A 23,629-nucleotide genomic window follows, 5' to 3' on the forward strand; every position below is an offset into this window, starting at 1 on the left:
CATGTACGAAGGGTAGGATGATACGAGAGATGGCGCATCAGTTGTGACGTTACATCTTCCACGCATGAGCCGCCACAGAAATAAACGCTCATCAGCGAACGGACTATCTCGCTGAACTGATATCCGAAGATACTGCTGCATCTCTGACCCAGTGTTGAGTCGATAACGGGTGAAAGCATGGAGTCAAATTTCTCCATGATTGAAAAAATTCCTCCAAAAGGTGTGAGTTTCTCAGATTTAATTTGTATTTTTGCCATGTCATATTAGAGTTTTGCTTGTTTTCTTTTTGCAACACTAAGATAAGTGAAAATTCTGACATGGCAAAATCCTGGGCAACTTTTTGTTGCTCAGGAACTTATAAATAAAGTTAAATTATAGTGTTGCGGAATTAAGGCTTTTATGATATGTCACCGCGATTTAGCTTTTTCCACCGAAATAGAACAGGCTTTCAATGCTATGCCTATTCCTGACAAATATAACGACCACAATGTAGGAAAGAGAGTCTTCTATACCACAGAACGAAAACTGAAGATGAAGGAACTTGATCATCATTATGGTTTCAAGATCAACGACTTGTCTGACAAAGCAAAGATGAACGACTTCGACCTGATTCTTCAGCAGCAACACATTGCGAGTCGCCTTGTTGCACGATGGTTTCAGCGCAAGAAATCCACAGGCATTTGTAGTATGAACCTTGTTCAAGAGCGTGGCTATAATAATGCATCTGAAATGGAGAAACGCCTTGCTGCCCTTTCTGTGCGCACAGATGCGCTGTTGCAGGATGCTGGCGAGGAGTTAATCGGCAGTACATTTGTATTGATCAACGATATCCGCTATATAGATAAAAGTTCCGGATCTGCTGTTATTGGCGGAATAGTGAGTGCTGCTATTCAAACCAACAATATTCTGAATGGTTCCAACACCATTGGTCAGGATGATTTAGGAACACTTATCGCCACATACAAAGGATTCAATGTTAAAATCAACACTTACCTTTATCAATTGGTGTGGGATAAAGATATCTCATCGTTCTTTTATAATGAAATATATACAGACACTATAGACGATAGAAAGAAACAAAACTTCGAAAACAACCGAGGCAAATTCACACTGATATTCCTTGGCATGCAGGAAAGCAGTGGCAAAGACATTTCTTTCATGGGTATCAACGAATCAGAGCCACAGGTCATGGTGCGCAAGGCTTGTCAACGGGCTTTGGATGAAAATGTGGCAAACCTCCAGAAGAACTTCGATGTATTCAAGATTAAGTCACCATTATTGGCCGTTGCACCTTTGAAATGTGAAATTGGAAAGAAAGAAGGTATTACCGAGAAGAGTCGTTTTGAAGTCTTAGAGGCTGTAGAAGACGATAAAGGCCACATAGAATATAAGCGTGTTGGTGTTATACGTCCTGCAAAAAATCTGATTTGGGACAACCGCTTTATGGCAAAAGAGGAAAAGGCAGAAGGTGCAGAATTGGGATTCACAACTTTTGAGAAGGTCAGCGGTAAAGATTTCTATCCTGGCATGTTGATTAGAGAGATCAAGTAACATCGGCTATGGGAGAAAAGAAGAAGTAAAAAACACATATATGGTTACCTTTCGGCGATAGGCTGTTGCAGCATGATCTTCCTTCGTTGCAAAATCATTCATGTACATGCCATCTTTTCCGTTACGTTAAAATGGTTTGTTCGGAATATCCATACCTTTGCAATTGGATATCAATCAACACTATTATAATATGGATAAGAAAGAAATGAGATTTTGCCAAAGCTGCGGTATGCCGCTGACAGACGATATTCTTGGTACCAATACCGATGGCAGCAAGAGTGAAGAGTTTTGCATCTACTGCTATAAAGACGGGGCATTTACCGGCAACTACACTATGGAAGAGATGGCAGATTATTGTTCAATGTTTGTAGATGAATACAACAAGAACATGGGAAAACAACTCACAAAGTGTGAATACAAGCAACAACTACTGCAGTGGTTTCCGAAACTCAAGCGATGGAGCATGCCACAGGATGCCATTCCACATGCCGACCATCCCATGAAACAGGTATATATCGACCACATCAATGCACTCGGCATTGACGAACTTCACGTGAACAATCTCTATGTCTTCATGGGTGCTATGGTCAACCAATCCTATACCGTCAATGGCAATAACACCAAACTTCTTAATGATGATGAGGCATATTGGGGAACTCAGATTCAGAAATCAAATGGTCGTTGCTATGGTGTTGCGTGTAATGAGAAGTATATTCTCGTGAGCGAATATAACAGAGATGGTAGCAATGCCGAAGTTGTGACCTTAACCCGAATCGACCATGAAGTAGGAAAGAAATAGAATCTACATCGTTCTCGTGCGCACGCATGCGTATGTATGCACGCGCACGCGATGTCGAAAAAATCGACCACTCGACCACCACATAGCATATCTCGCTGTAAATTACCCGTTTATGGTGGTGGTCGATTGTTCTCTGAGTGCTTTTTCGACCACCAATTGACCACCCATCGACCACCATGCGCTTATTGTTGTTAAGATGATGACTGTTTAGATAGCGAAGTAAACTAATAGCGACAACACCTGTTCCTAATATTTGAAAGTACTTGTTTCTTATGTTTGAAAAGACCTGTTTACAACGTTGAAAAGACTTGTTTACAACGTTTGAAAACAACTTTATCAAACGTTGGATAACATCATTATCAAACGTTGGATAACATCTTTGTCAAACGTTGGATAACACCTTTGTCAAACGTTGGATAAAAACATTATCAAGGTTTGTTAGAACCCTGAAAATAATTTCTTTTCAATAATTTCAATATTTCGTCACAAGCATATAATAGTTAGCGACCATAAAACCTGATATATAAACTGGAGAAACGGATGCTTGTTTCTCCAGTTATATTCGGTTATTTCATGCATCACAAACCATTATTCTGCAAACCTTTCCGCATCTTTTCGCCATATTCCTCCGACACATAATTGTAAATATCCCTACAACACTCTGCCGAGAAATCAAGAGCTGACGATACAAGAGCGTCCCATTGCGATTCGGTAAGCCCTTGGTCAATATGCTGGCGGGTAATGCCATTCTTGATGAGTCCGTAGATGAAACCTGCATTGAAATTGTCGCCGGCACCGATGGTGCTGACCGTTTCGGTGGGCAAAACGGGATATTGCTTGCTGAAACCACTATCACCACGCACCTCAACAGGGTCTGCCGAACGGGTATAGATGAACTTTTTGGTATAGAAGGCTATCTGCGAACGATAAACGGTGTCGGCATCATGCTGGCGGAAGAGTATTTCGAAATCCTCCGAACTGCCACGCACAATGTCTGCCATCTCTAAATTGTCGAGCAGATTGGGCGTCACCTTCATCACCTCGTTCTTATGAGAAGCACGGAAATTGACGTCATAATAAAGTATGGCGCCACGTTGGCGAGCATAGTCAAGGAAGGCATATACCTGAGGGCGGATGACAGGATTGAGAGCAAAGAAACTGCCAAAAAGCACGATGTCATCGGCATTAACCTCAGGATAGACATAGTCTATGCGATCGTGGGGATGGTCTTTATAGAAAATATAGTCGGCATCGTTGTGGTCGTTGAGAAATGCCAACGACAATGGCGACTTTGATTCAGGATAGACATTGACGTAGGAAGCATCGATACCATTGCTTTCCATAAACTTAATGATATTTTGTCCGATACGGTCGTTGCCTGTCTCACTAATCATACTCGCCTTCACTCCCGAACGTCCGAGAGAGATGATGGCATTGAAAGTGCTACCACCAGGCAGTGCGCTGATGGGTTTCTCGTCGCAAAAGATGATGTCGAGCACCGTTTCGCCTATTCCTATTACTTTTCGCATAGCATTTGTGTGTTGTTGTTTCTATATAGCAGACAAAGTTAACGCAATTTTGCGTAAATACAAAAAGAAAAAAATATTTTTTATGAACGTTTTCATCGGAACCGAACTGGGTCGAGTTATGTCATGTCGTGAAAACAATGATGAAATCCAACCATTTTTTAATATCCTCCATCCATTTATGGCTTTTTCTCAATTATTAGCTGTAATTTTGCAAACGAAATATTGTTTTTTGAGATGAACAACTATCACACCTATACACTCAACAATGGTCTCCGAGTAATCCATCTGCCATCTGATTCGCCCGTTGTATATTGCGGAATCGGCGTGCGCGCGGGGTCCTGCCAGGAAGAAACGGGCAAAGAAGGCGTTGCCCACTTCTGCGAACACGTAACTTTCAAAGGCACTGCACGGCGCTCGGCACTACAGATTCTCAACACACTGGAGCGTGTGGGTGGCGACCTCAATGCCTTTACCAACAAGGAAGACACGGTGTTTTACGCTGCTATACTGCGCGACCACCTGCCCAAGGCGGTAGATTTATTGTGCGACATCGTATTCCACAGCACTTATCCTGATACTGAAGTGGGGCGCGAACTGGATGTGATATGCGACGAAATAGAGAGTTATAACGACTCGCCTGCCGAACTTATCTACGACGACTTCGAGAACTTGCTGTTCTGCGGACACCCTTTGGGCCACAACATACTGGGCAGTCGCGACGTGGTGGCACACTTCACTGCCGACGATGCACGTCTGTTCACCAGAAAACACTATCGCCCTGACAATGCCATTTTCTTTGCCTACGGCGATATAGACTTTCAGAAGCTCATCAAACTGCTGGAACGCCACGCGGACGCCATAGGCACAACGATGAAAAGCGATGAAAAAGTGCCCATTTCATCGGGCTCTACAGACCTGTCCGAAACTTATACCGACCCGGGAGAGCATACCCATATCGTGCAACGAAACACCCATCAGGCACACGTCATGCTGGGCTGTCGCACCTTCTGTTTCGACGATAAGCGACGTCTGCCACTCTATCTGCTCAACAACATACTGGGCGGACCAGGCATGAATGCACGCCTCAATCTGTCGCTGCGCGAGCGCAACGGACTGGTATATACCGTAGAAAGCAGCATGGCGAGCTATCACGACACAGGGGTGTGGTCGGTATATTTCGGTTGCGACCACCACGATGTGAAGCGCTGCCTGCGACTGGTTCACCACGAACTGGACCGACTGATGCAGCGTCCGCTCAGTCAACGACAACTGCACGATGCAAAGCAACAGTTGAAAGGACAGATTGCCATAGCCTGCGACAACCGCGAACAGTATGCACTCGACATTGCCAAATCGTATCTGCACTACGGCAAGGAGCGCGACATCGACTTGCTACTCCAGCAGATTGACGCCTTGACTGCCGACCAACTGCTCGATGTGGCACGCTATACGTTTGATCCTGAACGGTTGCAAACACTCATTTACGAATAGAGCTACACAGCGCGTTTCGCCAGAAACTACGGCAGAAACAGCCATCAAACAGTAAGAGGATGCTTCGGAGCAAAGGGCTCTATAGCATCCTCTTATACTTAGGATTGGCAGTTGCCAGTATGGTCTGGCTACTCGTTGATAACTTTCTGAATGGTGCCATCCTCATTGTAGAAGAGGCGTTGTACCTTCAGTGAACGCAACCATGTCTTATCGTTGCTGGGCACACAGTCGTGGTAGAAGAGATACCACTGACCCTTGAACTCTACGATAGAATGGTGAGTGGTCCATCCCACAACAGGATCGAGGATCACACCCTGATAGGTGAACGGTCCGTAAGGATTGTCGCCAATACCATAGCAGAGGTAGTGGGAGTCACCAGTAGAATATGAGAAATAGTACTTACCATTATACTTGTGCATCCACGATGCCTCGAAGAAACGGTGAGGATCGTCGGCCTTAAGGGGCTGTCCGTCTTTGTCAACCACAAGAACTGGGCGTGGTGCTTCAGCAAACTGCTTCACATCGTCGCTCATGCGAACCACACGACTGGGCAGTGCTGGTGTACCTTCCTGCAATACCAACGGAGTTTTCTTGTCGGGAGCCGGGCCCATCACAACGCCCTGCTCACCTGGAACGGGAGTTACGCCATTGTCGCCGTACCACTGAAGCTGTCCGCCCCAGAGTCCGCCAAAATAGCAATAAATCTGTCCGTCATCGTCTTTGAATACCGATGGGTCGATACTGAACGAGCCGCGGATGGGCTGTGGTTCTGGCACAAACGGTCCTTCGGGACAATCAGCCACTGCCACACCAAGATGGAACACGCCATTATAATCTTTTGCAGAGAATATCAGATAGTATTTGCCATCCTTCTCTACCACGTCGTTGTCCCACATCTGCTTCTCTGCCCATGCCACTTGCTCTACATCGAGCACTACGCCATGGTCAGTAGCCTCATCGTTTTCCACATCGTTGAACGACAATACGTGGTAGTCTTTCATTTGGAAATGACCGCCATCATCATCGAAAGCCTCACCGCTCTCCCTATCGTGTGAGGGATAGACGTATAGCTTACCGTTGAACACATTGGCTGAAGGGTCAGCCATATAATCTTTCGGAAATAGGTAACGGGGTAGTTTTGCCATAATAGTCAGTTGTTTTATTAGTTATTTATTTCTTTGTTTTCTTCTTGCCTTTGGTCTTTGCTGCTGCTTTACAGCAGTCACCACCTTCAGGGCGCACCACATTGATGATGGCTTGGATCTCCGGTTTGGGTTGGTTCTGACGGTCAAAGAGTGTGGCATAATCGGTGCGACCCTTGATGGGGAAGTCGTTTCGCCACGAACAAGCATCGTTCAGACACCAGAAATTGACTCTCAGAATATCGTCGCGATGGCGCACCAACATTTGGAAAAAACGAGTCCAGAAGTCTTCCACCTCTTTCTTCTTCGCTGCAGGGAGACCATCTTTATAGGGATCCATCTCTGGACGATAGGCAAACATATCGGAGATATTGGCGCCAGCAAAGCCAAACGGATTGGGCAACACCGACAGATCGAGCTCTGAGAAGAAGGTCTTTACGCCCAAACTGGTAATGGTCTTGATGGAATGTTCGTATTCCTCTACATAGTTGTTATCATCGAGTATGAGATGCCCCTGCATGCCGATGGCGGTAATGGGCAGTCCTTTGCGGATGAGTGGAGCGAAGTATCGAGCTACACCTTCCACCTTTGTCGCCCTATTCATCGAGAAATCGTTGTAGTAAAGTTGGGCTGTTGGGTCTGCCTCGTGGGCATATTGGAATGCCAGAGGTATGTAGTCTTCACCCAGAATCTGATAGAAGAGGCTCTTGCGAAGTGTTCCGTCATCCTCAAATCCCTCATTGACCACATCCCAGGCTTCGATTCTTCCTTTGAAATGACTGACGATAGTGGTGATATGCTCGCGCATGCGCTTCTTCAAAACCTCAGGCGAAACGAGGTTCCCTTGTTCGTCATAATGGAACCATGGGGCACATTGCGAGTGCCAAATCAAGCAATGGCCCAGCACTTTCAGTCCTGCAGCACGTGCCTTATCTACAAATTGATCGGCAAGCGTAAAGTCATAGACACCCTCTTGGGGGTGGATAACTTCGCATTTCATGCAATTTTCAGCCACTACATAATTGAAATTGCGGACGATAACATCCCAATCTATAGTCTGATCGGTATCGATTCCGCCGGTAATAGTCTGATCTGCCAGACTCTTTGAGTTGGCTTTCACCTGCCACTGGTTAACACTTACGCCAGTATTCCAATAGTCACGGTAGGCGTCTTTCAAGGTGATTTGCTGCGCAAAAGCAGCGGTTGCCACGACTGTGGCGGTTGTCAGGAGTGCTGTTCTTAGATGTTTCATTGATGCTTTAAGCGTAGTTTTACGGTGCAAAGATAACACTTTTCTGCTTCACTTTCATTTGATGGTGTCACACAATACCACATCATTTGTTTCATTTCGGGATAAACCCATGTTTTTTTTCGTTTTCATCGCTTTTTTTATGTAAGTTTGCAAGAGAAAAAACAAAAAACTATAAGACAAATGAAACGAAGACTTTCCACTACTCTCCTTACACTCTTGTGCATCGCCATGAGCGGTACAGCACAAGTGCGACTGCCACAACTCTTTCAAAATGGTATGGTGGTGCAACGCAACAAACCCACCGTAATATGGGGCGATGCCCAACCAGGACAGCAGATAGGCATCAGGCTGCACAAGCAGAAAACGATGGTAACGGCTGATGCCGACGGACATTTTCGTGCCACCCTTGCACCACAGAAGGCTGGCGGACCTTACCAACTGACCATTGGCACTACGGTTATCAATGATGTGATGATTGGCGACGTGTGGTTGTGCGCCGGACAATCGAACATGGATGTCACTATTGAGCGCGTATATCCACAGTATCCCGATGAAATCGACCATTATGAGAACTCCAAGATACGCTATTTCCGCGTACAAACTGATAAGGACACCCATGCTCCGAAAGCCGATGTGCTACCCACAAGTTGGAAACCATTGACACAAGCCAACGTTAAGGGTTTCTCCGCCATCAGTTATTTTCTTGCCAAAAGGATGTTTGAACAAACCGGTGTGGCACAAGGAGTGATCTGCAACTCCTTAGGTGGAACACCCGTCGAGGCTTGGATTTCTGCCGATTCACTACTGTCTGAATTTCCCATAATGGTACAGAAAACCATGCTGTACGATAATCCGGAGATGGTTGCAGCACAGGACAAAGCCAACAATATGGCAAACAACCGATGGTCTGAACTGCTTGACAAGAGCGACAAAGGCATGGCTGAAGGATGGAACAGCGAGGCTTATAACGATAAAGACTGGCGCACCGTGAACCAATACAGCACGCTGACACAAGGCTACCATGGCAACTATAGGGGGGCGCTTTGGCTTCGCCAACACCTCAACATCGACAGCAAGCATGCCGGAAAAGCAGCGCGACTGTTGGTGGGAACCCTCTTCGACATGGATTACACCTTTGTAAATGGTCGCGAGGTGGGTCGCACCTATTATCAATATCCGCCACGCCGCTACCAGATTCCTACCGGTTTGCTTCACGAAGGTGACAACGTACTGTCCATACGCTTCATCAGCAAATACGGAATACCCCATTTCATCCACGAAAAACCCTATATGCTCATCTTTGAAGATGGCGACACCCTGCGTCTCAGCGAACAATGGAAAGTGCAGGAAGGAGCATTGATGACAACCTGTCCAAGTGGCGGTACATCCATACAAAACTTGCCTTCGGTACTTTACAATGCTATGCTCTACCCCTTGGCACCTTATACTATTAATGGTGTGGTGTGGTATCAAGGTGAATCGAATACCGGTGCCAACGATGGATGGGTGGAAGACAATGGCCCTGCCGTATATGGAAAACTGCTGAAAAAGATGATGGGCAACTGGCGCGCACTGTGGAACAACGAACAACTGCCGTTCTGCATCGTGCAATTGGCAAACTTCATGGCGCCCAGCGAACATCCTCAGCCTCGCTCGGCATGGGCTCGACTGCGAGAAGCACAGCGTCTGGTAGCCATCAACGACCCGTTTGCCGAACTGGCAGTAGCCATCGATATGGGTGAAACGGTAGATATCCATCCGTTGCGCAAAAAGGAGGTTGCTGATCGTGTAGGCGCTTGCATGGATCATTTAGTATATGGCAAGAAGGCATGGCTGTCGCCACAACCCGTGAAAGCAACAGCCAACGAGCGCCAAGTAACCGTCAGCTTCAACCAACCCATGCTGTCGGGCGAACAGCCAGAGTTTGAAGTTTGCGACGCTTCAGGCCGTTTTGTCAACGCCAAAGCCACATGCGATGGCACCACAGTCACTATCGAGAGTCCTGTTGCCAACCCTGTCCGCGTGCGTTATGCCTTTAAGGACAACCCATTGAAAGCACGCTTACAATCGGCAAAAGCCGTTCCTGCCAGTCCGTTTGAAATAGCTATCGAACACTAATATTCTTCATTTTTAGCCGATTCCATCGGCATTATATCAATTCGTCAGCCTCATCTGTGAATCCTCAGATGGGGCTGATAGTTGTTTATACAATATGGTGATAGGATGTAGCAAGGACTATTATCACTATCAACAATACCGATTGCTGTTTATATATAATATGGTGTCGCTTTACCACAGAAGGCAGTTCGGTAGATTACAAAAAATAAATAGCGCCTATAAACACTACGGGTCGCATGCCTATGCACACGACCCGTAGTCTATTTCATTAAGCGTGGGCATAAAACCACACGCCACACAGCCTATCAATTTATAGCATCGGCAGTCTCACGCTTTTCAATTTCCATGTTAATCTCATCGATTACATCGTCGGTCAACTCATAACGAGAGATGATAAACATAGCCAAAACCAACAGAACAGCAGGTATCACACATACCAACCAGAGGATTCCTTCCTCGGCAAATGGTGTCTGTTCGACGCTCTTTGGATTATAAGCTACGTAAGCCAAGATAGCAGGAGCAACCACACTGCCGAGTGTCATACCAGCTTTGAAGAATATTCCAGTCAGGGCGTTGACAATACCGGCAATACGCTTTCCGCTCTTGTATTCACCATAAGAGATTACCTCTGGCACCAGTGCCCACATATAACCAGTGGCAACGATAACACCAGTAGATTTCACAAACTGAGCCACATAAACAAGTGTCATGCTCGGTGCATCCATCTTTGCCACAATATAGAGGAAAGCCATACCGATAATGGCAATGCTGAGGAATACATAGAACATATTCTTCTTGCCAATAGCTCTTTTAATCATTGGCACCAGTGGCATGAAGATGAATGAAGGCGCCGAACCAAGTCCCATGAATATGGAGAGTTGCTCGGAAGTGCCGTGCATATTGCAGTTCATGAAATAAGCACCGGCAGCATTACCAATACTCATCATAGCAAAGGCTGTGATGAAGAAGAAGGCTATGATACGCAATGGACGGTTATGGAAAAACTCCATCCAAAGGTCGCTGACCTTCACATTGGCACTCTCTTCTGCATTCATTACCACACGTTCCTTACACTGTGTGAAGCAGAACAGCAGCAGCAACAGACCCACCAAAGCATAGATTGTCATCGTGGTAAACCATGCGCCAGGATCTTTAGGCAGTCCTTCCACCTGCTCATCGGTAAAGTAAGCAATGAGCAGTGGCAGACCTGAGCCTACTGCCAGACCACCACAGTTTGCCATAAACATACGCACTGAGGTGAGAATGGTTATCTCGTTGGTGTCGCGGGTCAGTGAAGAGTTGAGCGCACCATAGGGCACATTGATGAAAGTATAGAGCAATGTCATGGCAATGTACGTCACGTAGGCATAGAGCAACGACGGTGCAAAGCCGTTCCAGAAGCACAGAATGGCAAAACCCGATAGTGGTATGCCGACATAAACCAGGTATGCCCTGTATTTACCCAATGTAGGATTGTGCTTGTCGATGAGTGCCCCAACAATAGGGTCCCATATCACATTAGCCACATTTCCCACCGTAAACATGACCGATACATCGACAGCATCGAGTCCGTAGATATCGGTGTAGAAGAATAGCAGATACATGCAGGTAGTCTGGAAAATCAGATTCTGAGCTAAATCGCCGGAACCGAAACCGATTCGCTGCAACCACGAAAGCTTATAGAAGCCTTTCGTTTCATTTTGAGATTCAAATTGTGCCATTATTACTTTATAGTTTTATTGTTTTCAAATACAGTTGGCTTAGTTGCTTGCAAAATTAAAAAATTTGTGGCTGATTACCATTCACAGATGTTACAAATATATTGTACTTTGTTTCATCCATGCCTTACAAAGGCAAAAAAGCTGTTGAAATGGGCTTTATAGCGTGTTATAAACCCACGAGAACAATAAGGAAAATACTAAAGGCGCTATTGCTTAACAGATGTTAATAGAAAACATTTTTTAACTAAGAAAAATAGAAAGTGAACTTATTGTGCACAAACTACAAGTAATTTTGCCACCGAAAAACATTATTCACTATAATCTTTTATACTATGAACTACAATTACAGAACCCCGCTAAACCCTGCTTCGAGCGAGCAGCAGTTGATGATCAAACAACAAAGAAGAATGGCACGTACGAAACTGGCACAAGATTTTTGCCAACTACTAAACAGTCCGAACAGTCCTAACCTGCATTGGAACAGTACCATCAGCGATCTCATGGAGGTGGTACTCCTGGTGTTCCAAGAAGGAAACATCGTCAACAAGACCGGATGTCCCTGCACGTTTAGAGATATGGCAACCGAGATTTGCAACAAACTGCATGTCAAACAGCCCCGCTATGCCCGACGGTGTGCTAACCAGGCCACGCAGCGCAAAGGTGTCAGACAGTGTTCGTTTCTGGACCGTTACCTGTTTACAATGACCAACAACAACGGTGATTCACTACTCAACCAGTATGTGGGACGATGATTACACGGGGCGGGAAATGCCTGCCCAACAATTTTCAATTAACCCAAAAACACACTCTTATCATAACAACCGAATAATTTTTAATATCATGAAAAACACCAAACAAATCCAGTTGAGCGAACATTTCTCGCTCAGAGAGATGACTGCATCGGGCACTGCCATGCAGTTGAACATTGACAACACGCCCGACGAGGCACAAACCGAATGTCTGCGCAACCTATGTCAACAGGTGCTCGAACCGCTGCGAAAGCGCTTTGGAGTCATCAGAGTGACCAGCGGATTCCGCAGCAAACGGTTGAACAACGCGGTTGGCGGTGTGATTTGCTCGCAACACCTGTTGGGTGAGGCAGCCGACCTACACATCAGCAACAGGGAAGTGGGGCGAAAGATGTATGATTACATCCGCAACAACCTGGATTTCGACCAGCTATTGTTCGAACACCGAATGGCAAACGGATGTATTTGGCTACACGTCAGCTACACCAAACGCCATCCCAACCGCCACGATGCACGCCCGGTCTATCTCTAAGCGCCTACTGGCAGAGGGCCTACGAACTATCAATATGCTCGAAAGGCAGTATGCCAGAATCGTATGTCAGCACTGCTGGACACCTGTCTCCCACCCTTTTATATAAATAAAGTGTGGGGGGCTTGGCAAAAAACGAGGTATCCTGTGGGGGATAAGACAATTTGCTTTCGCCTCTAAAAAACATTAACTTTGCACCTGCAATCCGGATGCAACGAGATTATCAACAACATGTCTAACTCAAAAACACCATGAAAACAATGAAAAAGAATTGGCAAACCATCATCAAAGCAATTATCGCAGTACTCAGCGCACTACTTGGCGCACTCGGCACCTCAGCCATGTATAACGGCTGATGAACATCTACAAAGGAAGAGGGAAGTCCACAACGGACTTTCCTTTTTTATTGTTTTGATTTCAATATCACCAATACGCTTTGGCAATATCGCTCGCGTCGATTGGCAATATCGCTCGCGTCGATTGGCAATATCGCTCGTGTCGATTGGCAATATCGCTCGTGTCGATTGGCAATATCGATTGTGTTATTCAGCAGCGGCAGGTTTTTCGTCGTTTTTCTGCAGTTCGCGATAGATCACAGCATTGAGCGAAACGGCATCACAGAGCCCCACAATGACAGCGATATGACCTCTTTGTCGCTCATGCCCCTTGGACTTCCCGCTTCCCATCCGTTTTGGAGTGATGCTGAAGCCCCACTGACACAGGAAAAGGCAGGGAACGGCAAGCCCTTCCCCAAGGATCACTTGTGGAAAGACGATATAGTGACCAAGGACAAATTTTAAGTCCGTAATAAGTAAGAGAATAGGCATAAAAAATCTCCCGCCCAATCCGGACGGGAGATTTTTATGTTGCTTAGCAATGAAATTAATTCATAGCGAAGAAGATGTCGCTGTTGGCAATGAGGCGAGCCTTGTTTACACCTTCCTGATTGAGGGTAAAGCTTTCGGTTTCACCGTTGATATTTGCCATGATAGTGCCATCACCGTTGAAGCGGAAGATTTCCTTCACAACGCCGTCCTGCTCCATTGACCAAGAGTCAGTTTTCTGGTCGTGGATGAAGCGTGTAACTTCTCCGGTAGGCGCTTTGACCTCATATCCGTTTTTCAGCGTAGTCACAGCATAGTAGCGACCATCCTGTCCCATCACCTGCTTCGTCTTTCCAACATCAGCCAAGGGATTTGATCCTGTCCAGAACTCGATAGAGTTGAGCACCAAAGAGTCAGCAAACAGACACAAGCCGCCCACGATAGGAGTGAGGATGAAGCCAACGATAGCGTTGACATACTTATTGTTTGTCATCTGAGTCTCCCACTTAGCAAACTTGTTGAAGAGACTGAAAGAACCGATACACGAACTGGTTGCGAGGCAACCGATGAGCAGCCATGCTGCTACTTTCACATTGAGTTTTCTCATAGTCGTGGTGTTTAAGTTAATAATATAATGATTATAGATAATATACAGATTCTGGACCCATGCAGAAGAGCAGGTCGAGGATGGAGAGGTTGGACTGAAATCCGTGTCGCCACTCAAACACTTGCCAGTAGCGCCGAGGTTGGAAATCGGCATCGGGCAAAGGATGTTTGGCATGGATGACCTGTCTGAAATCGTCGTAGGATCCATCGCCGACAGCCGTTAGTGCCGTTTTGCCGTGGGCAGTATCGGCAGGCAGATATGCCGTGGAGTATTCCACAGCGGGACTGATGTCAATCAGCTGGCATACAGTCTGTCTGATTTCCTCGTTGAAATCTATAAGATAGTCGATTCGCCGCTCATAGAATGGGCGGATATCATCGGCATAATATTCAAAGAATGGACTCTCGCTATAGGCGCTCTGAAGGGCATTCCAGTGTGTGCGGCGCCACTGGTTGTGGTCGCTGATGCGCAGGTCTTTCACCTCGTGTCCGTCCGCCAACCGTTCTACGGGCACTGTGAGAGCCTGCAATCCGTTGGCCGTAGCGATGATACAGCGGTTGCGGTAGGTTTGTTTCTGATAGGAGTCGTGTTGCTCAATGATGGTGCGGTCGTATCGGTGGAGCTTCTGATACCACTGTATAGGACCGAAATAGGCTGTTTGCAATACTGCCGTTTTTACCATATTGCACTCCTTTCTGGACTATAACCCTCGAAGATATTCTTGGTATCGTCGTGACTGTAGAGTATGCCAGCCACCCTTCCGATGATGTTGCGCTCGCTGATGAATCCCAAATGGCGTGAATCTACGGGGTTGTCATCGGCAATAGCTTCGAGCCAATAGTAGTCGAAGGTGCTGCATGTGATGCGTCCGGGGACTATCAGCGGTCCGTTGGTGGTGTGGATGGTATCGCCAGGAATGGCGGTACAGCGTGCCACACAGATGCCTTTGACAGAGTCGCCTGGCATGTCGAATGCCACGATATCGCCGCGTCTGACGCCTTCGCGCAGCAGTCGGCTGTAGGGCAACAGTCGTCCGCCATCTATGCGCAAGCCGTAACTCCATCGGCTGACGATGAGTCTGTCGCCGTTGATGAATACCGGTGCGAGTGCTCGTCCGTCCACGGTATACAGCGTGAAGGCTAAAGCGCGAAATGCCAGCATCAGCAGGAATGCCGATGCAAGAGCTATCACGAACTTCAGCCAATTAGCCATTATATACTATTTAATGTTATCAACAAAGCGGAACAATCTGCTCCAGCGTATGCCGCCGAAACCGTTTCTATCGGGATCGCTGCTCCACCAGATGAAGATGGGCTTGCCCACGATATGGTCTTCGGGCACAAATCCCCAGTATCTTGAGTCGAGCGAGTTATGGCGGTTGTCGCCCATCATCCAGTAGTAGTCGAGCTTGAAGGTATAGCTTGTTGCCACCTTACCGTTGATGATGATTTTCCCGTCAGCCACTTCGAGGGTATTTCCTTCGTAGGTACGTATGCAACGCTCGTAGATGGGCAGGTTGTCGAGTGTCAGTTGGATGGATTGTCCCTTAGCGGGTATCCATACCGGACCATAGTTGTCGCGAGTCCAGTGGGTATTGCCGTTGAGTGGGTAGATGTCGAGTGTGCTGTTGTCATCAGATATTTTGATGCTCTCCACCAGATCTTTTCTCTTGGCAAGTGTGCTGACGGCGCGTTTTGTCAAAGGCATATATCCTGCCGTATTGAGCGACATGAGGTCTTCCATGGTAATACCTAAGTCTTCCATGAGTTCTTCGGGCAGGTTTTGCTTGAGCTTCAGATTGTAGGCATACTGCACATTGTCGGGCTCTTTGTTGGCTTTGCCGTCGAGATAGACAATGCGGTTTTTGATTTGCAGGGTCTGTCCGGGCAGTCCTACGCAGCGCTTCACATAGTTTTCGCGGCGGTCGGCTGGTCGGGTAATGATTTCTCCGTATTCAGCCTGATTGCGCTCCACTTCCTGTCTGCCTGCCTGATAGATGAAGTCGAAATACATGCGGCGCTGCATGGCAGAGAGGGAGTCGGGATTTGGACGCTGCGGATATATCTGGTATCCCAACTGATAACAGAGTTGATAGAAATCTTGGGCTTGATACTGTGGTGCGGCACACAGGGTGTCGCCGGCAGGATAGTTGAACACCACGATATCGTTGAGTTTCACTTTTCCAAAACCTTTGGCTCGACGGTAGTCCCAGTGTGGCCATTCGATATAGCTCTTACACTCGAAGATGGGCAGTGTATGCTGTGTGAGTGGAAGTGTGAGTGGTGTTTCTGGAATGCGTGGTCCGTAGCTCATCTTCGAAACGAAGAGGTAGTCGCCCGTCAGCAGTGATTTCTCAAGTGAACTTGATGGAATGACATAGTTCTGAAAGAAGAACAGGTTGATGAAATATACTGCCACGAGTGCAAACACCAGTGCATCGATCCACGACATGATGAACTTGACGGGGCCTTCAGCGTCTTTCCACCACTGCCAACGTATCTTCTTGGTGATATAGATATCGTAGATGAATGGTACGACGATGAGTCCGAGCCATGATTTCAACCATACGAGAAACAAGAGATAGAGGATGATGACAATGGCAAACTTAGTCCATTGCACCTTCATATTGAGTTTTTCCTTTTCTTTCTTCTCCATGATTTAGAATTTAAACATGTCTGATATGGTGAGCAGTCCCTGATGGTCTTTGGTGTATTCGGCAGCAAGCACGGCACCAAGTGCGAAGCCTTTGCGGCTATGGGCATCGTGGGTGATGGTGATAATGTCGGCATCCGAGTCGTAGCGCACGGTGTGTATGCCTGCCACCTCGCCGCGACGGATATGATCCACACGCAGCATTTTGGGGTCGGTGGTCTCTTCTGCCCATGCTTCCTTGCGGTCGATACGCTCCACGATCTCGTCGGCAAGTGTGATGGCTGTACCGCTGGGATGGTCGAGCTTATGCACGTGGTGGGTTTCTTCCATCTCCACATCATACTGTGGGAACTGGTTCATGATCTTTGCGAGATAGCGGTTGACAGCCGAGAAGATGGCTACACCGATGGAGAAATTGGATGCCCAGAAGAGTGTCTGACCTTCTTCGCAGCACATGCGACGCACATCATCGCCATGGTCTTTCATCCATCCGGTCGAACCGCTTACCACTTTAACACCGTGACTAAATGCTTTGAGATAGTTGCCATAGGCTGCCTGTGGTGCGGTGAACTCAATGGCGACATCTGCCGACTGGAATTGGGGTGAATCAAAATCTTGCTGATTGTCAATATCGATAATGCTCACAATCTCGTGGCCACGCTCGCGGGCTATCTGTTCTATCATCTTGCCCATCTTGCCGTAGCCTATCAATGCTATTTTCATCTTTCGTTTCTTGTTTTATATTTTACTATTGTTTGCTGTATTCTTTATTAGTATGCTATGCAAAGGTAAACAATTTATGCCACAATACGTTGGTTTGCAACAGAAAATAACATTTCAAGGGGCATTTAGCTACCATTTGACATCTTTTCAGACTCCTGCAACAGCTTTCAACATATCGTCGTGGACAAGTCTGTTAGTGGCTACAACGTCGTTGCCCTCTGTGAAATCGGTGCTACCGGCATAGTTGCTGACTCGTCCACCTGCCTCATTGACGATGATGGCACCTGCCATATAGTCCCACTGACCGATATACTTCTCCATATAGCCATCGAGGCATCCCTGTGCCACCAGACATAGTGCTATGGCGGCAGATCCTATCATGCGGATGCTTGCCACCCGGCCATAGAAGGTGTCGATGAGATGTTTCGCAACGGGATTGTAGGCTTCGTTGTTGTAGGGCAATTGCAGACAGAGCAGCGCATCATCGAGCTGACGGTCACTGACATGTATGCGGTTGCCGTTCATCCATGCTCCCCCGCCCTTCCAGGCATAGTAGCAAGAGGCTGTGGACACATCGCACACCACGCCAAGGAGTATCTCTTTTCCGCTTATCAGTGCGATACTCACGGCATAAGGAGGATAGGCGTGTATGAAATTGGTTGTTCCGTCCAGTGGGTCAACCACCCAACAGTAGTCTTCTCCTTGATAGGTTGCCGATTTCTCTTCAGTGATGAAACCTGCGTCGGGCAATAGTTGTCGCAGTTGGGCAACGATTTTTTCTTCCGACTGCTTATCCACATACGACACATAATCGTGTGCTTGTTTGTGTTCCACGCAGTTTTGATTGAAGTTGCGACGTTCGTTGCGAATGTATTCTGCCACTCTTCTTGCCACGGCACAAACATCTATGGTAAGCAACTCTAAATTTATCATACTCATAATGGTTGTTATTTCCTTGTCGCAAAGGTACGATTAAGTAAGCAAAACACAAAGGAAAAAACTGTTTTTCTTGTGTTTCACCCATCACAAGCAACATTGTTGCAACAAAAAAGCCATAGCCATACAACTAAAAACCGTATGACTTGGCACAGTCAAATATCTTGTCATGATGGTGTGTGCCTATTGTGTTGGTTTGCAAATTAAATTGATTTACTCAGCAAATCAATTGAATTTACTCAGCAAATCAATTGAATTTACTCAGCAAATCAATTGAATTTGCAGAGAGAGGAAACTTTCACACAACTGCCAACAAGCCTCAACAAGCTATCTATCAACAGTGTATGTCAAACACAAAGCGTACTCCTGAACCCTCGTTGCGACAGGCTGTAATGGTGCCGCCATGCATGATAACAGCATTCTTTACAATGGCAAGACCCAGCCCGGTGCCTCCCATCTTGCGGCTACGACCTTTATCCACACGATAGAAACGCTCGAAAATGCGCATGAGATGCTCCTGCGGAATACCTACGCCATTGTCGGAGAAACAGAAATGCCAATAGTCGCCGGTCTGACGGGCGGTCAGCGTGATGGTGGTGCCATCGCCGGCATAGGCAATGGCATTGTCGGTGAGATTGCGGAAGATGCTGTAGAGCAGCGAAGCATTGCCTCGCACGATGAGTGGCGATGGCAGTTGATTGACAAATGTCATGCGGCGCCCGGACAACTGGAGGGCTGTTTCCTGCTGAATGTGACTGACGGTTTCGTAGATGTCAACGGGTTCGAACTCGTAGGCGATGGTTCCGGAATCGAGTCGGTGAAGCGTTGAGATGTCTTGAAGAATGGCTGTCAGACGCTGCGTCTGTGCAAAACTGCGCTCCAAGAACAGTTGGCGATTCTCCTCGGTCATCTTGGTATCGGTCAGAATGGTCTCGATATAGCCTTGAATACTTGCCACTGGGGTTTTCAATTCGTGGGCTGCATTCTGTATGAGTTCGTGTTTCAGTCGGTTTTGCTCCTCTTTGGTGTATTGCAAACGACGGTAGATTTTGATGATGCGCTCGGCTATCTCACCCAGTTCGTCGCCGGGAAACTCTGCCAAGTCCTCTACGTCAAGACTCTCATTGGCGGCTGCTCGCTGGGCAAAGATGCGCAGTTGGTTGATGTTGCGATCGAGACGCTTGCCGAAACGGAACAGCAGAAACGACAGCAATGCCACAATGACAAGGGCCACCCAAATGTAGCGTTGCTCGGCTTGGAGTGCTTCGGTCAGGGTGTGGTCGTAGGGCAATGCCGAACGCACAATATAGTGTTGCTTGGGAAAATAAGATGCTGAATAGAAGTATTCCTTGCCCGTACTGGCACTGCGGCGGTCTATGTCGGAACCGTTGCCCTGTGTCAATGCCTCTTGCACCTCTTTGCGCTGCAGGTGGTTGCCCATGTCGCCATAGTCTTTGCGCGTGTTGTCATAGAGCACATAACCTTGCTCGCTAATCAGCGTGAGTCGCAAACCAGGCATGTGGTGGCGGCGCTCAAAACTGGCAATAGCGGGTTCGGAGTGATCGCCTGCAGCTGTTAGCGACTGACAGAGTTGCTCGTTGTAGTCTTGCAACTGTGTGTTGAGGCGCTCTATCTTAAATTCTTTCTCACGGTGATGCTGGAAAAGGATGAACACCACAGCAAAAATGCAGAATACAGATATGATCTGCAAGGAAAACTTATTGCCTATCGACATGATGATAAAGGGTTTTCGTTGTTTTTCGGCACTAATACCGAAGAAGAGGTGATGATGGAATTGATATGTTCTGTGCGTTGGTATCTGATGACCGAACGGTGTCAAACAGTCATTGTCTGACACCGAACGGATACTTTCAGATTAGGGATTGAAGTAATAGCCGTAGCCCAAACGCGTGCTGATGCACGGGGCATAGCGACCTATCTTCTTGCGCATTCGGGTGATATTTACATCGACGGTGCGGTCGAGCACCATCACATCGCTGGGCCAAACATGGTCGATGAGTTCCTGACGAGAGAACACACGACCCTTATGCTCCAACAACAGGCGCAACAATTCAAATTCGGTCTTGGTAAATGCCACTTCCTCGCCATCTACCGAAACGGTCTTGGTGTTGAGATTGAGCACCAGGTGATCGTAACGCAGCGTTTCGGGCGATACCTGCGTGCTGTGTGTGCTACGGTTGAGCACTGCCTTTACACGTGCCAACACCTCCATAATGCGGAAGGGTTTGGCTATGTAATCGTCGGCACCAAGGCCAAAGCCGTGGAGCATGTCCTGCTCGGTATCCTTGGCTGTAAGGAAGATGATGGGGATATGAGCTGTCTTTTCCTCGGTTTTGAGGCGGCGTGCCAAGTCAAATCCCGACATGCCTCCCATCATCACATCGAGCAACATGAGGTCGAAAGCTGCCAACGGCAACTCCAATGCCTCTTCGGCTGAATTGGCCTCGGTCACCTCATAACCGTCGTTACGGAGGTTATAAGCAAGTATCTCGCATAGGTTTTGTTCGTCATCTACTACGAGTATCTTATAGGTCTTATTATCTTCTTTCATCGTTGCAAATATAGTGATTTTTTGCGTATGTTGCTACGTTTCATGATTAAAAATCAACCAAAACCTCTTCTTCATCGGGTTTTAGCAGTTTTTTGCCTGCACGCAACTGGTGACGCATGATGCTCAGAAGCTCCTGACTCTCCTGGAGGATGTTCAAATAGATGAGCGATACTTTGTATTCGGCACTGTTGGTAGAGCGCTGCATGCGGTCGATATGGCGCTTACGATAGACTGACAGCGTATTTTTACAACTGTCGGCTTCGAGCATCGTCTCGCGGTAACGGTCGAAACGGCGGGTGTCGAGCATCTGGGCGGTGGTCTTCATCAAGTCGTTGATGCGCTGGCGCATGGGTTCAAACTCGTCGCGGTAGCTCTGTGGCAGCGGAGTGAAATTGTTGTCAACATGTTCCTTGGCGGGATCGAGCATACGTTTCAGACAGTAGATATACTGCTGGTTGCTGTTGAATCCAAGGTGAAACCAGGTATTGCGCTCAAGAGAAATCTGGGATGGAGAACGGCGCAAGGCTAAAAATTCACGGCGGCGTATCTTGGTCAACTCATCCAATTTATCGTTTAGCGCGCGATGTACGCGACGAAGACCACGAAGATTCTGGTCGGAGAAACTCTCCACAATATCGTTATACTGGTCGAGGGCAAACTCGCAGGTGCCGCTCTGTGTGCGACTCACATGTTTGCAAAGCACATCCCAAACGATCTCTGGATCGCGACTGCGCATCATCAACTTGAACGAAGCATCTTCGGGACTCGCCTTCTTGGCCTTGCGGGCATACTGGATATTGCTGCGAATAAGCAGGAAAACGGCGAGTGCCATGAAGGCAAACATGGCGATGAAACCTCCAAAATAGATGGTCAGGCAGACTAAAGCACAGGTGGCGAAGGCTACACCGGCGGTGACAAACCATCCACCAATCACACTCAGCACACCGGTCACACGGAACACAGCACTCTCGCGACTCCAAGCGCGGTCGGCAAGACTGGTACCCATGGCTACCATGAAAGTGACATAGGTAGTAGAGAGGGGCAACTTGAAGTTGGTTCCGATAACAATCAGTACTGAAGCCAATACCAAGTTGACGGCAGCACGAACCATATCGAAGGCGGCACCGTCTTTCAAAACGACTTCTTCCTTGTTGAAACGGCTGTCAATGCGCTGCATCATGCCCTTGGGCAAATAGCGCACAAGAAACTGACCGCACTCCTGTGTGACGCGAACGATACTGCGAGCGGCGCGAGAAGTACCAAACATTTCATCGCTCTCGTCCTGACGACTCAAATCGACAGAGGTCTTTACTACATTCTGTGCCTTCTTAGAAGTGGCCATGGCAAAAATCATAATACCACCGGCTATCATCAGATAAAGGAACGGAGACTTGGCGGATTCCATCAAGGAACCCATCATAAACGTATCAACATTGCCAGCACCGTGGCTTACCCAATCTTGATAGGATGACAAACCGGCAAGAGGAACACCAATAAAGTTGACGAGGTCGTTGCCGGCAAATGCCATGGCGAGGGCGAAAGTGCCCATCAACACAACCAAGCGGAACACGCTGACACGCATCAGCAACAACAGATAGGATAATAAAGTGGTGGCGGCAAAGACAGCGCCCAGCAACATCGTGGTATTGGCATCTATCCACACTTTGGCATCAGTTGCAAACACAGGCGACTTTGACAAGCCCTTGATAAACACAAAGTAGGCAAGAATGGCAAACGAGATACCTCCAAATACCGACTCGGCTACCTTGTGATTCTTGGTGCGGAACGTGAAGATGATACGCGATAGCCATTGTACCAATACACCACAAACAAAGGCTATGGCTACACTGACAAAGATGGCAACAATGACCGATAGGGCTTTGTCGCTATTGAGAAGGTCGGAAAGTTCCAAAGTGGGATCGCCTGCCATCTTCACAAGTGCCAGAATGAAGGTACCACCTAACAGATCAAATACCAAAGATACGGTGGTTGAGGTGGGAAGGCCTAAGGTGTTGAACACGTCGAGAATGATGACATCGGTCACCATCACGGCAAGAAACACCACCATCACCTCATGAAACGAATAGTTGACAGGGTGCATAATGCCATGACGGGCAACATCCATCATGCCTGCCGACATCATAGCGCCTACAGCAACACCAACGGATGCTACTATCAATACGGTACGAAAGCGAGCTGCCTTGGCGCCAATGGCAGACTGCAGAAAGTTTACGGCGTCGTTGCTGACTCCGACGAAAAGGTCGAATACTGCCAGTATCAGCAGGAATGCGACAATTACGATGTAAATTGTTTCCATCTTTTATTTGATATATTTTGTTGATTTCTGCCGCAAAATTACGTCACAGAGATTACAGCCGTGTGACAACCTTGTTACATTTCTGTTACAGCGCTCGACTGTAACACGTTCTTAACA

General features: G+C 47.3%; 21 protein-coding genes and 1 pseudogene. 7 read left to right on the forward strand and 15 right to left on the reverse strand.

Translation table 11 applies throughout. The annotated features are described in order from the left end of the window. Positions 1-257, reverse strand: a pseudogene (locus tag CIK96_RS06445) (IS1380 family transposase); the annotation flags it as partial. Between the two features lie 142 nt (positions 258-399). Between CIK96_RS06445 and CIK96_RS06450 the strand changes: the two are divergent. Further along, the gene (locus CIK96_RS06450; RefSeq protein WP_094440093.1) at positions 400-1,551 is read left to right on the forward strand and encodes a hypothetical protein; all 1,152 of its coding nucleotides are present in this window, start codon (positions 400-402) and stop codon (positions 1,549-1,551) included. Between the two features lie 190 nt (positions 1,552-1,741). Further along, entirely contained in the window at positions 1,742-2,350 is a 609-nt protein-coding gene (locus CIK96_RS06455) for a zinc ribbon domain-containing protein (RefSeq protein ID WP_254047091.1), read from the forward strand. A 578-nt stretch (positions 2,351-2,928) separates the two neighbouring features. On the opposite strand, the gene CIK96_RS06460 is transcribed toward CIK96_RS06455, so the two are convergent. Further along, positions 2,929-3,879 (reverse strand): carbohydrate kinase, encoded by a 951-nt coding sequence (locus CIK96_RS06460; protein WP_094440094.1) that lies wholly within the window; start codon positions 3,877-3,879, stop codon positions 2,929-2,931. 234 nt (positions 3,880-4,113) lie between these two features. Here CIK96_RS06460 and CIK96_RS06465 point away from each other — a divergent pair, with 234 nt between their 5' ends. After that, complete coding sequence (locus CIK96_RS06465; RefSeq protein WP_094440095.1) at positions 4,114-5,370, forward strand: pitrilysin family protein; 1,257 nt, start codon at positions 4,114-4,116, stop codon at positions 5,368-5,370. 128 nt (positions 5,371-5,498) lie between these two features. Here the strand turns inward: CIK96_RS06465 and CIK96_RS06470 are convergent, their stop codons facing one another. Both CIK96_RS06470 and CIK96_RS06475 read right to left on the reverse strand, forming a co-directional pair. Next, positions 5,499-6,515 (reverse strand): glycoside hydrolase family 43 protein, encoded by a 1,017-nt coding sequence (locus CIK96_RS06470; RefSeq protein ID WP_094391537.1) that lies wholly within the window; start codon positions 6,513-6,515, stop codon positions 5,499-5,501. 25 nt (positions 6,516-6,540) lie between these two features. Further along, a complete protein-coding gene (locus tag CIK96_RS06475; RefSeq protein WP_094391538.1) occupies positions 6,541-7,764 on the reverse strand; it encodes an endo-1,4-beta-xylanase in 1,224 nt (407 codons plus the stop codon). A 180-nt stretch (positions 7,765-7,944) separates the two neighbouring features. On the opposite strand from CIK96_RS06475, the gene CIK96_RS06480 reads away from it, so the two are divergent. Next, entirely contained in the window at positions 7,945-9,882 is a 1,938-nt protein-coding gene (locus tag CIK96_RS06480) for a sialate O-acetylesterase (protein WP_094440096.1), read from the forward strand. A gap of 305 nt (positions 9,883-10,187) precedes the next feature. On the opposite strand, the gene CIK96_RS06485 is transcribed toward CIK96_RS06480, so the two are convergent. Next, positions 10,188-11,603 carry an MFS transporter gene (locus CIK96_RS06485; RefSeq protein WP_094391540.1) on the reverse strand — a complete coding sequence of 472 codons (1,416 nt, stop codon included), beginning with the start codon at positions 11,601-11,603 and terminating at the stop codon, positions 10,188-10,190. A 332-nt stretch (positions 11,604-11,935) separates the two neighbouring features. Here CIK96_RS06485 and CIK96_RS06490 point away from each other — a divergent pair, with 332 nt between their 5' ends. The 3 genes from CIK96_RS06490 to CIK96_RS13235 all read left to right on the forward strand — a co-directional run bounded on the left by CIK96_RS06490 (position 11,936) and on the right by CIK96_RS13235 (position 13,237). Further along, complete coding sequence (locus tag CIK96_RS06490; protein WP_094391541.1) at positions 11,936-12,355, forward strand: hypothetical protein; 420 nt, start codon at positions 11,936-11,938, stop codon at positions 12,353-12,355. An 88-nt stretch (positions 12,356-12,443) separates the two neighbouring features. After that, a complete protein-coding gene (locus tag CIK96_RS06495; RefSeq protein WP_094391542.1) occupies positions 12,444-12,884 on the forward strand; it encodes a D-Ala-D-Ala carboxypeptidase family metallohydrolase in 441 nt (146 codons plus the stop codon). 248 nt (positions 12,885-13,132) lie between these two features. After that, on the forward strand, positions 13,133-13,237 hold the full coding sequence (locus tag CIK96_RS13235; RefSeq protein ID WP_254046679.1) for a smalltalk protein: 105 nt from the start codon (positions 13,133-13,135) through the stop codon (positions 13,235-13,237). Between the two features lie 186 nt (positions 13,238-13,423). Here the strand turns inward: CIK96_RS13235 and CIK96_RS13240 are convergent, their stop codons facing one another. The 10 genes from CIK96_RS13240 to CIK96_RS06545 all read right to left on the reverse strand — a co-directional run bounded on the left by CIK96_RS13240 (position 13,424) and on the right by CIK96_RS06545 (position 23,512). Continuing rightward, the gene (locus tag CIK96_RS13240; protein ID WP_158214842.1) at positions 13,424-13,567 is read right to left on the reverse strand and encodes a hypothetical protein; all 144 of its coding nucleotides are present in this window, start codon (positions 13,565-13,567) and stop codon (positions 13,424-13,426) included. Between the two features lie 196 nt (positions 13,568-13,763). Then, entirely contained in the window at positions 13,764-14,312 is a 549-nt protein-coding gene (locus CIK96_RS06505) for a DUF3332 domain-containing protein (protein WP_094391543.1), read from the reverse strand. A 31-nt stretch (positions 14,313-14,343) separates the two neighbouring features. Next, entirely contained in the window at positions 14,344-14,994 is a 651-nt protein-coding gene (locus CIK96_RS06510; protein WP_094391544.1) for a WbqC family protein, read from the reverse strand. Further along, positions 14,988-15,524, reverse strand: a complete 537-nt coding sequence (gene lepB, locus CIK96_RS06515) for a signal peptidase I (RefSeq protein WP_094440098.1) — start codon at positions 15,522-15,524, stop codon at positions 14,988-14,990. Before lepB (CIK96_RS06515) ends, CIK96_RS06510 begins: the two co-directional genes overlap by 7 nt. A 6-nt stretch (positions 15,525-15,530) precedes the next feature. Further along, the gene (gene lepB / locus CIK96_RS06520) at positions 15,531-16,967 is read right to left on the reverse strand and encodes a signal peptidase I (protein ID WP_094434832.1); all 1,437 of its coding nucleotides are present in this window, start codon (positions 16,965-16,967) and stop codon (positions 15,531-15,533) included. Positions 16,968-16,970: 3 nt separating this feature from the next. Beyond that, complete coding sequence (dapB, locus tag CIK96_RS06525) at positions 16,971-17,687, reverse strand: 4-hydroxy-tetrahydrodipicolinate reductase (protein ID WP_094391547.1); 717 nt, start codon at positions 17,685-17,687, stop codon at positions 16,971-16,973. A gap of 147 nt (positions 17,688-17,834) precedes the next feature. Next, positions 17,835-18,620 carry an inositol monophosphatase family protein gene (locus CIK96_RS06530; protein WP_094434834.1) on the reverse strand — a complete coding sequence of 262 codons (786 nt, stop codon included), beginning with the start codon at positions 18,618-18,620 and terminating at the stop codon, positions 17,835-17,837. A gap of 337 nt (positions 18,621-18,957) precedes the next feature. Then, entirely contained in the window at positions 18,958-20,481 is a 1,524-nt protein-coding gene (locus CIK96_RS06535; protein ID WP_254046680.1) for a cell wall metabolism sensor histidine kinase WalK, read from the reverse strand. Positions 20,482-20,499: 18 nt separating this feature from the next. Beyond that, positions 20,500-21,195, reverse strand: a complete 696-nt coding sequence (locus CIK96_RS06540) for a response regulator transcription factor (protein ID WP_094440099.1) — start codon at positions 21,193-21,195, stop codon at positions 20,500-20,502. Between the two features lie 46 nt (positions 21,196-21,241). Further along, positions 21,242-23,512, reverse strand: a complete 2,271-nt coding sequence (locus CIK96_RS06545) for an inorganic phosphate transporter (RefSeq protein ID WP_094440100.1) — start codon at positions 23,510-23,512, stop codon at positions 21,242-21,244. Positions 23,513-23,629: the final 117 nt, after the last annotated feature.

The organism is Prevotella sp. P4-98 (assembly GCF_002251405.1).
Classification (GTDB): Bacteria; Bacteroidota; Bacteroidia; order Bacteroidales; family Bacteroidaceae; genus Prevotella.

Coding starts and splice junctions, on each gene's coding strand:
- CIK96_RS06450 (WP_094440093.1), top strand. CDS start 400: ATGATATGTCACCGCGATTTAGCTTTTTCCACCGAAATAGAACAGGCT.
- CIK96_RS06455 (WP_254047091.1), top strand. CDS start 1,742: ATGGATAAGAAAGAAATGAGATTTTGCCAAAGCTGCGGTATGCCGCTG.
- CIK96_RS06460 (WP_094440094.1), bottom strand. CDS start 3,879: ATGCGAAAAGTAATAGGAATAGGCGAAACGGTGCTCGACATCATCTTT.
- CIK96_RS06465 (WP_094440095.1), top strand. CDS start 4,114: ATGAACAACTATCACACCTATACACTCAACAATGGTCTCCGAGTAATC.
- CIK96_RS06470 (WP_094391537.1), bottom strand. CDS start 6,515: ATGGCAAAACTACCCCGTTACCTATTTCCGAAAGATTATATGGCTGAC.
- CIK96_RS06475 (WP_094391538.1), bottom strand. CDS start 7,764: ATGAAACATCTAAGAACAGCACTCCTGACAACCGCCACAGTCGTGGCA.
- CIK96_RS06480 (WP_094440096.1), top strand. CDS start 7,945: ATGAAACGAAGACTTTCCACTACTCTCCTTACACTCTTGTGCATCGCC.
- CIK96_RS06485 (WP_094391540.1), bottom strand. CDS start 11,603: ATGGCACAATTTGAATCTCAAAATGAAACGAAAGGCTTCTATAAGCTT.
- CIK96_RS06490 (WP_094391541.1), top strand. CDS start 11,936: ATGAACTACAATTACAGAACCCCGCTAAACCCTGCTTCGAGCGAGCAG.
- CIK96_RS06495 (WP_094391542.1), top strand. CDS start 12,444: ATGAAAAACACCAAACAAATCCAGTTGAGCGAACATTTCTCGCTCAGA.
- CIK96_RS13235 (WP_254046679.1), top strand. CDS start 13,133: ATGAAAACAATGAAAAAGAATTGGCAAACCATCATCAAAGCAATTATC.
- CIK96_RS13240 (WP_158214842.1), bottom strand. CDS start 13,567: ATGGGAAGCGGGAAGTCCAAGGGGCATGAGCGACAAAGAGGTCATATC.
- CIK96_RS06505 (WP_094391543.1), bottom strand. CDS start 14,312: ATGAGAAAACTCAATGTGAAAGTAGCAGCATGGCTGCTCATCGGTTGC.
- CIK96_RS06510 (WP_094391544.1), bottom strand. CDS start 14,994: ATGGTAAAAACGGCAGTATTGCAAACAGCCTATTTCGGTCCTATACAG.
- lepB (WP_094440098.1), bottom strand. CDS start 15,524: ATGGCTAATTGGCTGAAGTTCGTGATAGCTCTTGCATCGGCATTCCTG.
- lepB (WP_094434832.1), bottom strand. CDS start 16,967: ATGGAGAAGAAAGAAAAGGAAAAACTCAATATGAAGGTGCAATGGACT.
- dapB (WP_094391547.1), bottom strand. CDS start 17,687: ATGAAAATAGCATTGATAGGCTACGGCAAGATGGGCAAGATGATAGAA.
- CIK96_RS06530 (WP_094434834.1), bottom strand. CDS start 18,620: ATGATAAATTTAGAGTTGCTTACCATAGATGTTTGTGCCGTGGCAAGA.
- CIK96_RS06540 (WP_094440099.1), bottom strand. CDS start 21,195: ATGAAAGAAGATAATAAGACCTATAAGATACTCGTAGTAGATGACGAA.
- CIK96_RS06545 (WP_094440100.1), bottom strand. CDS start 23,512: ATGGAAACAATTTACATCGTAATTGTCGCATTCCTGCTGATACTGGCA.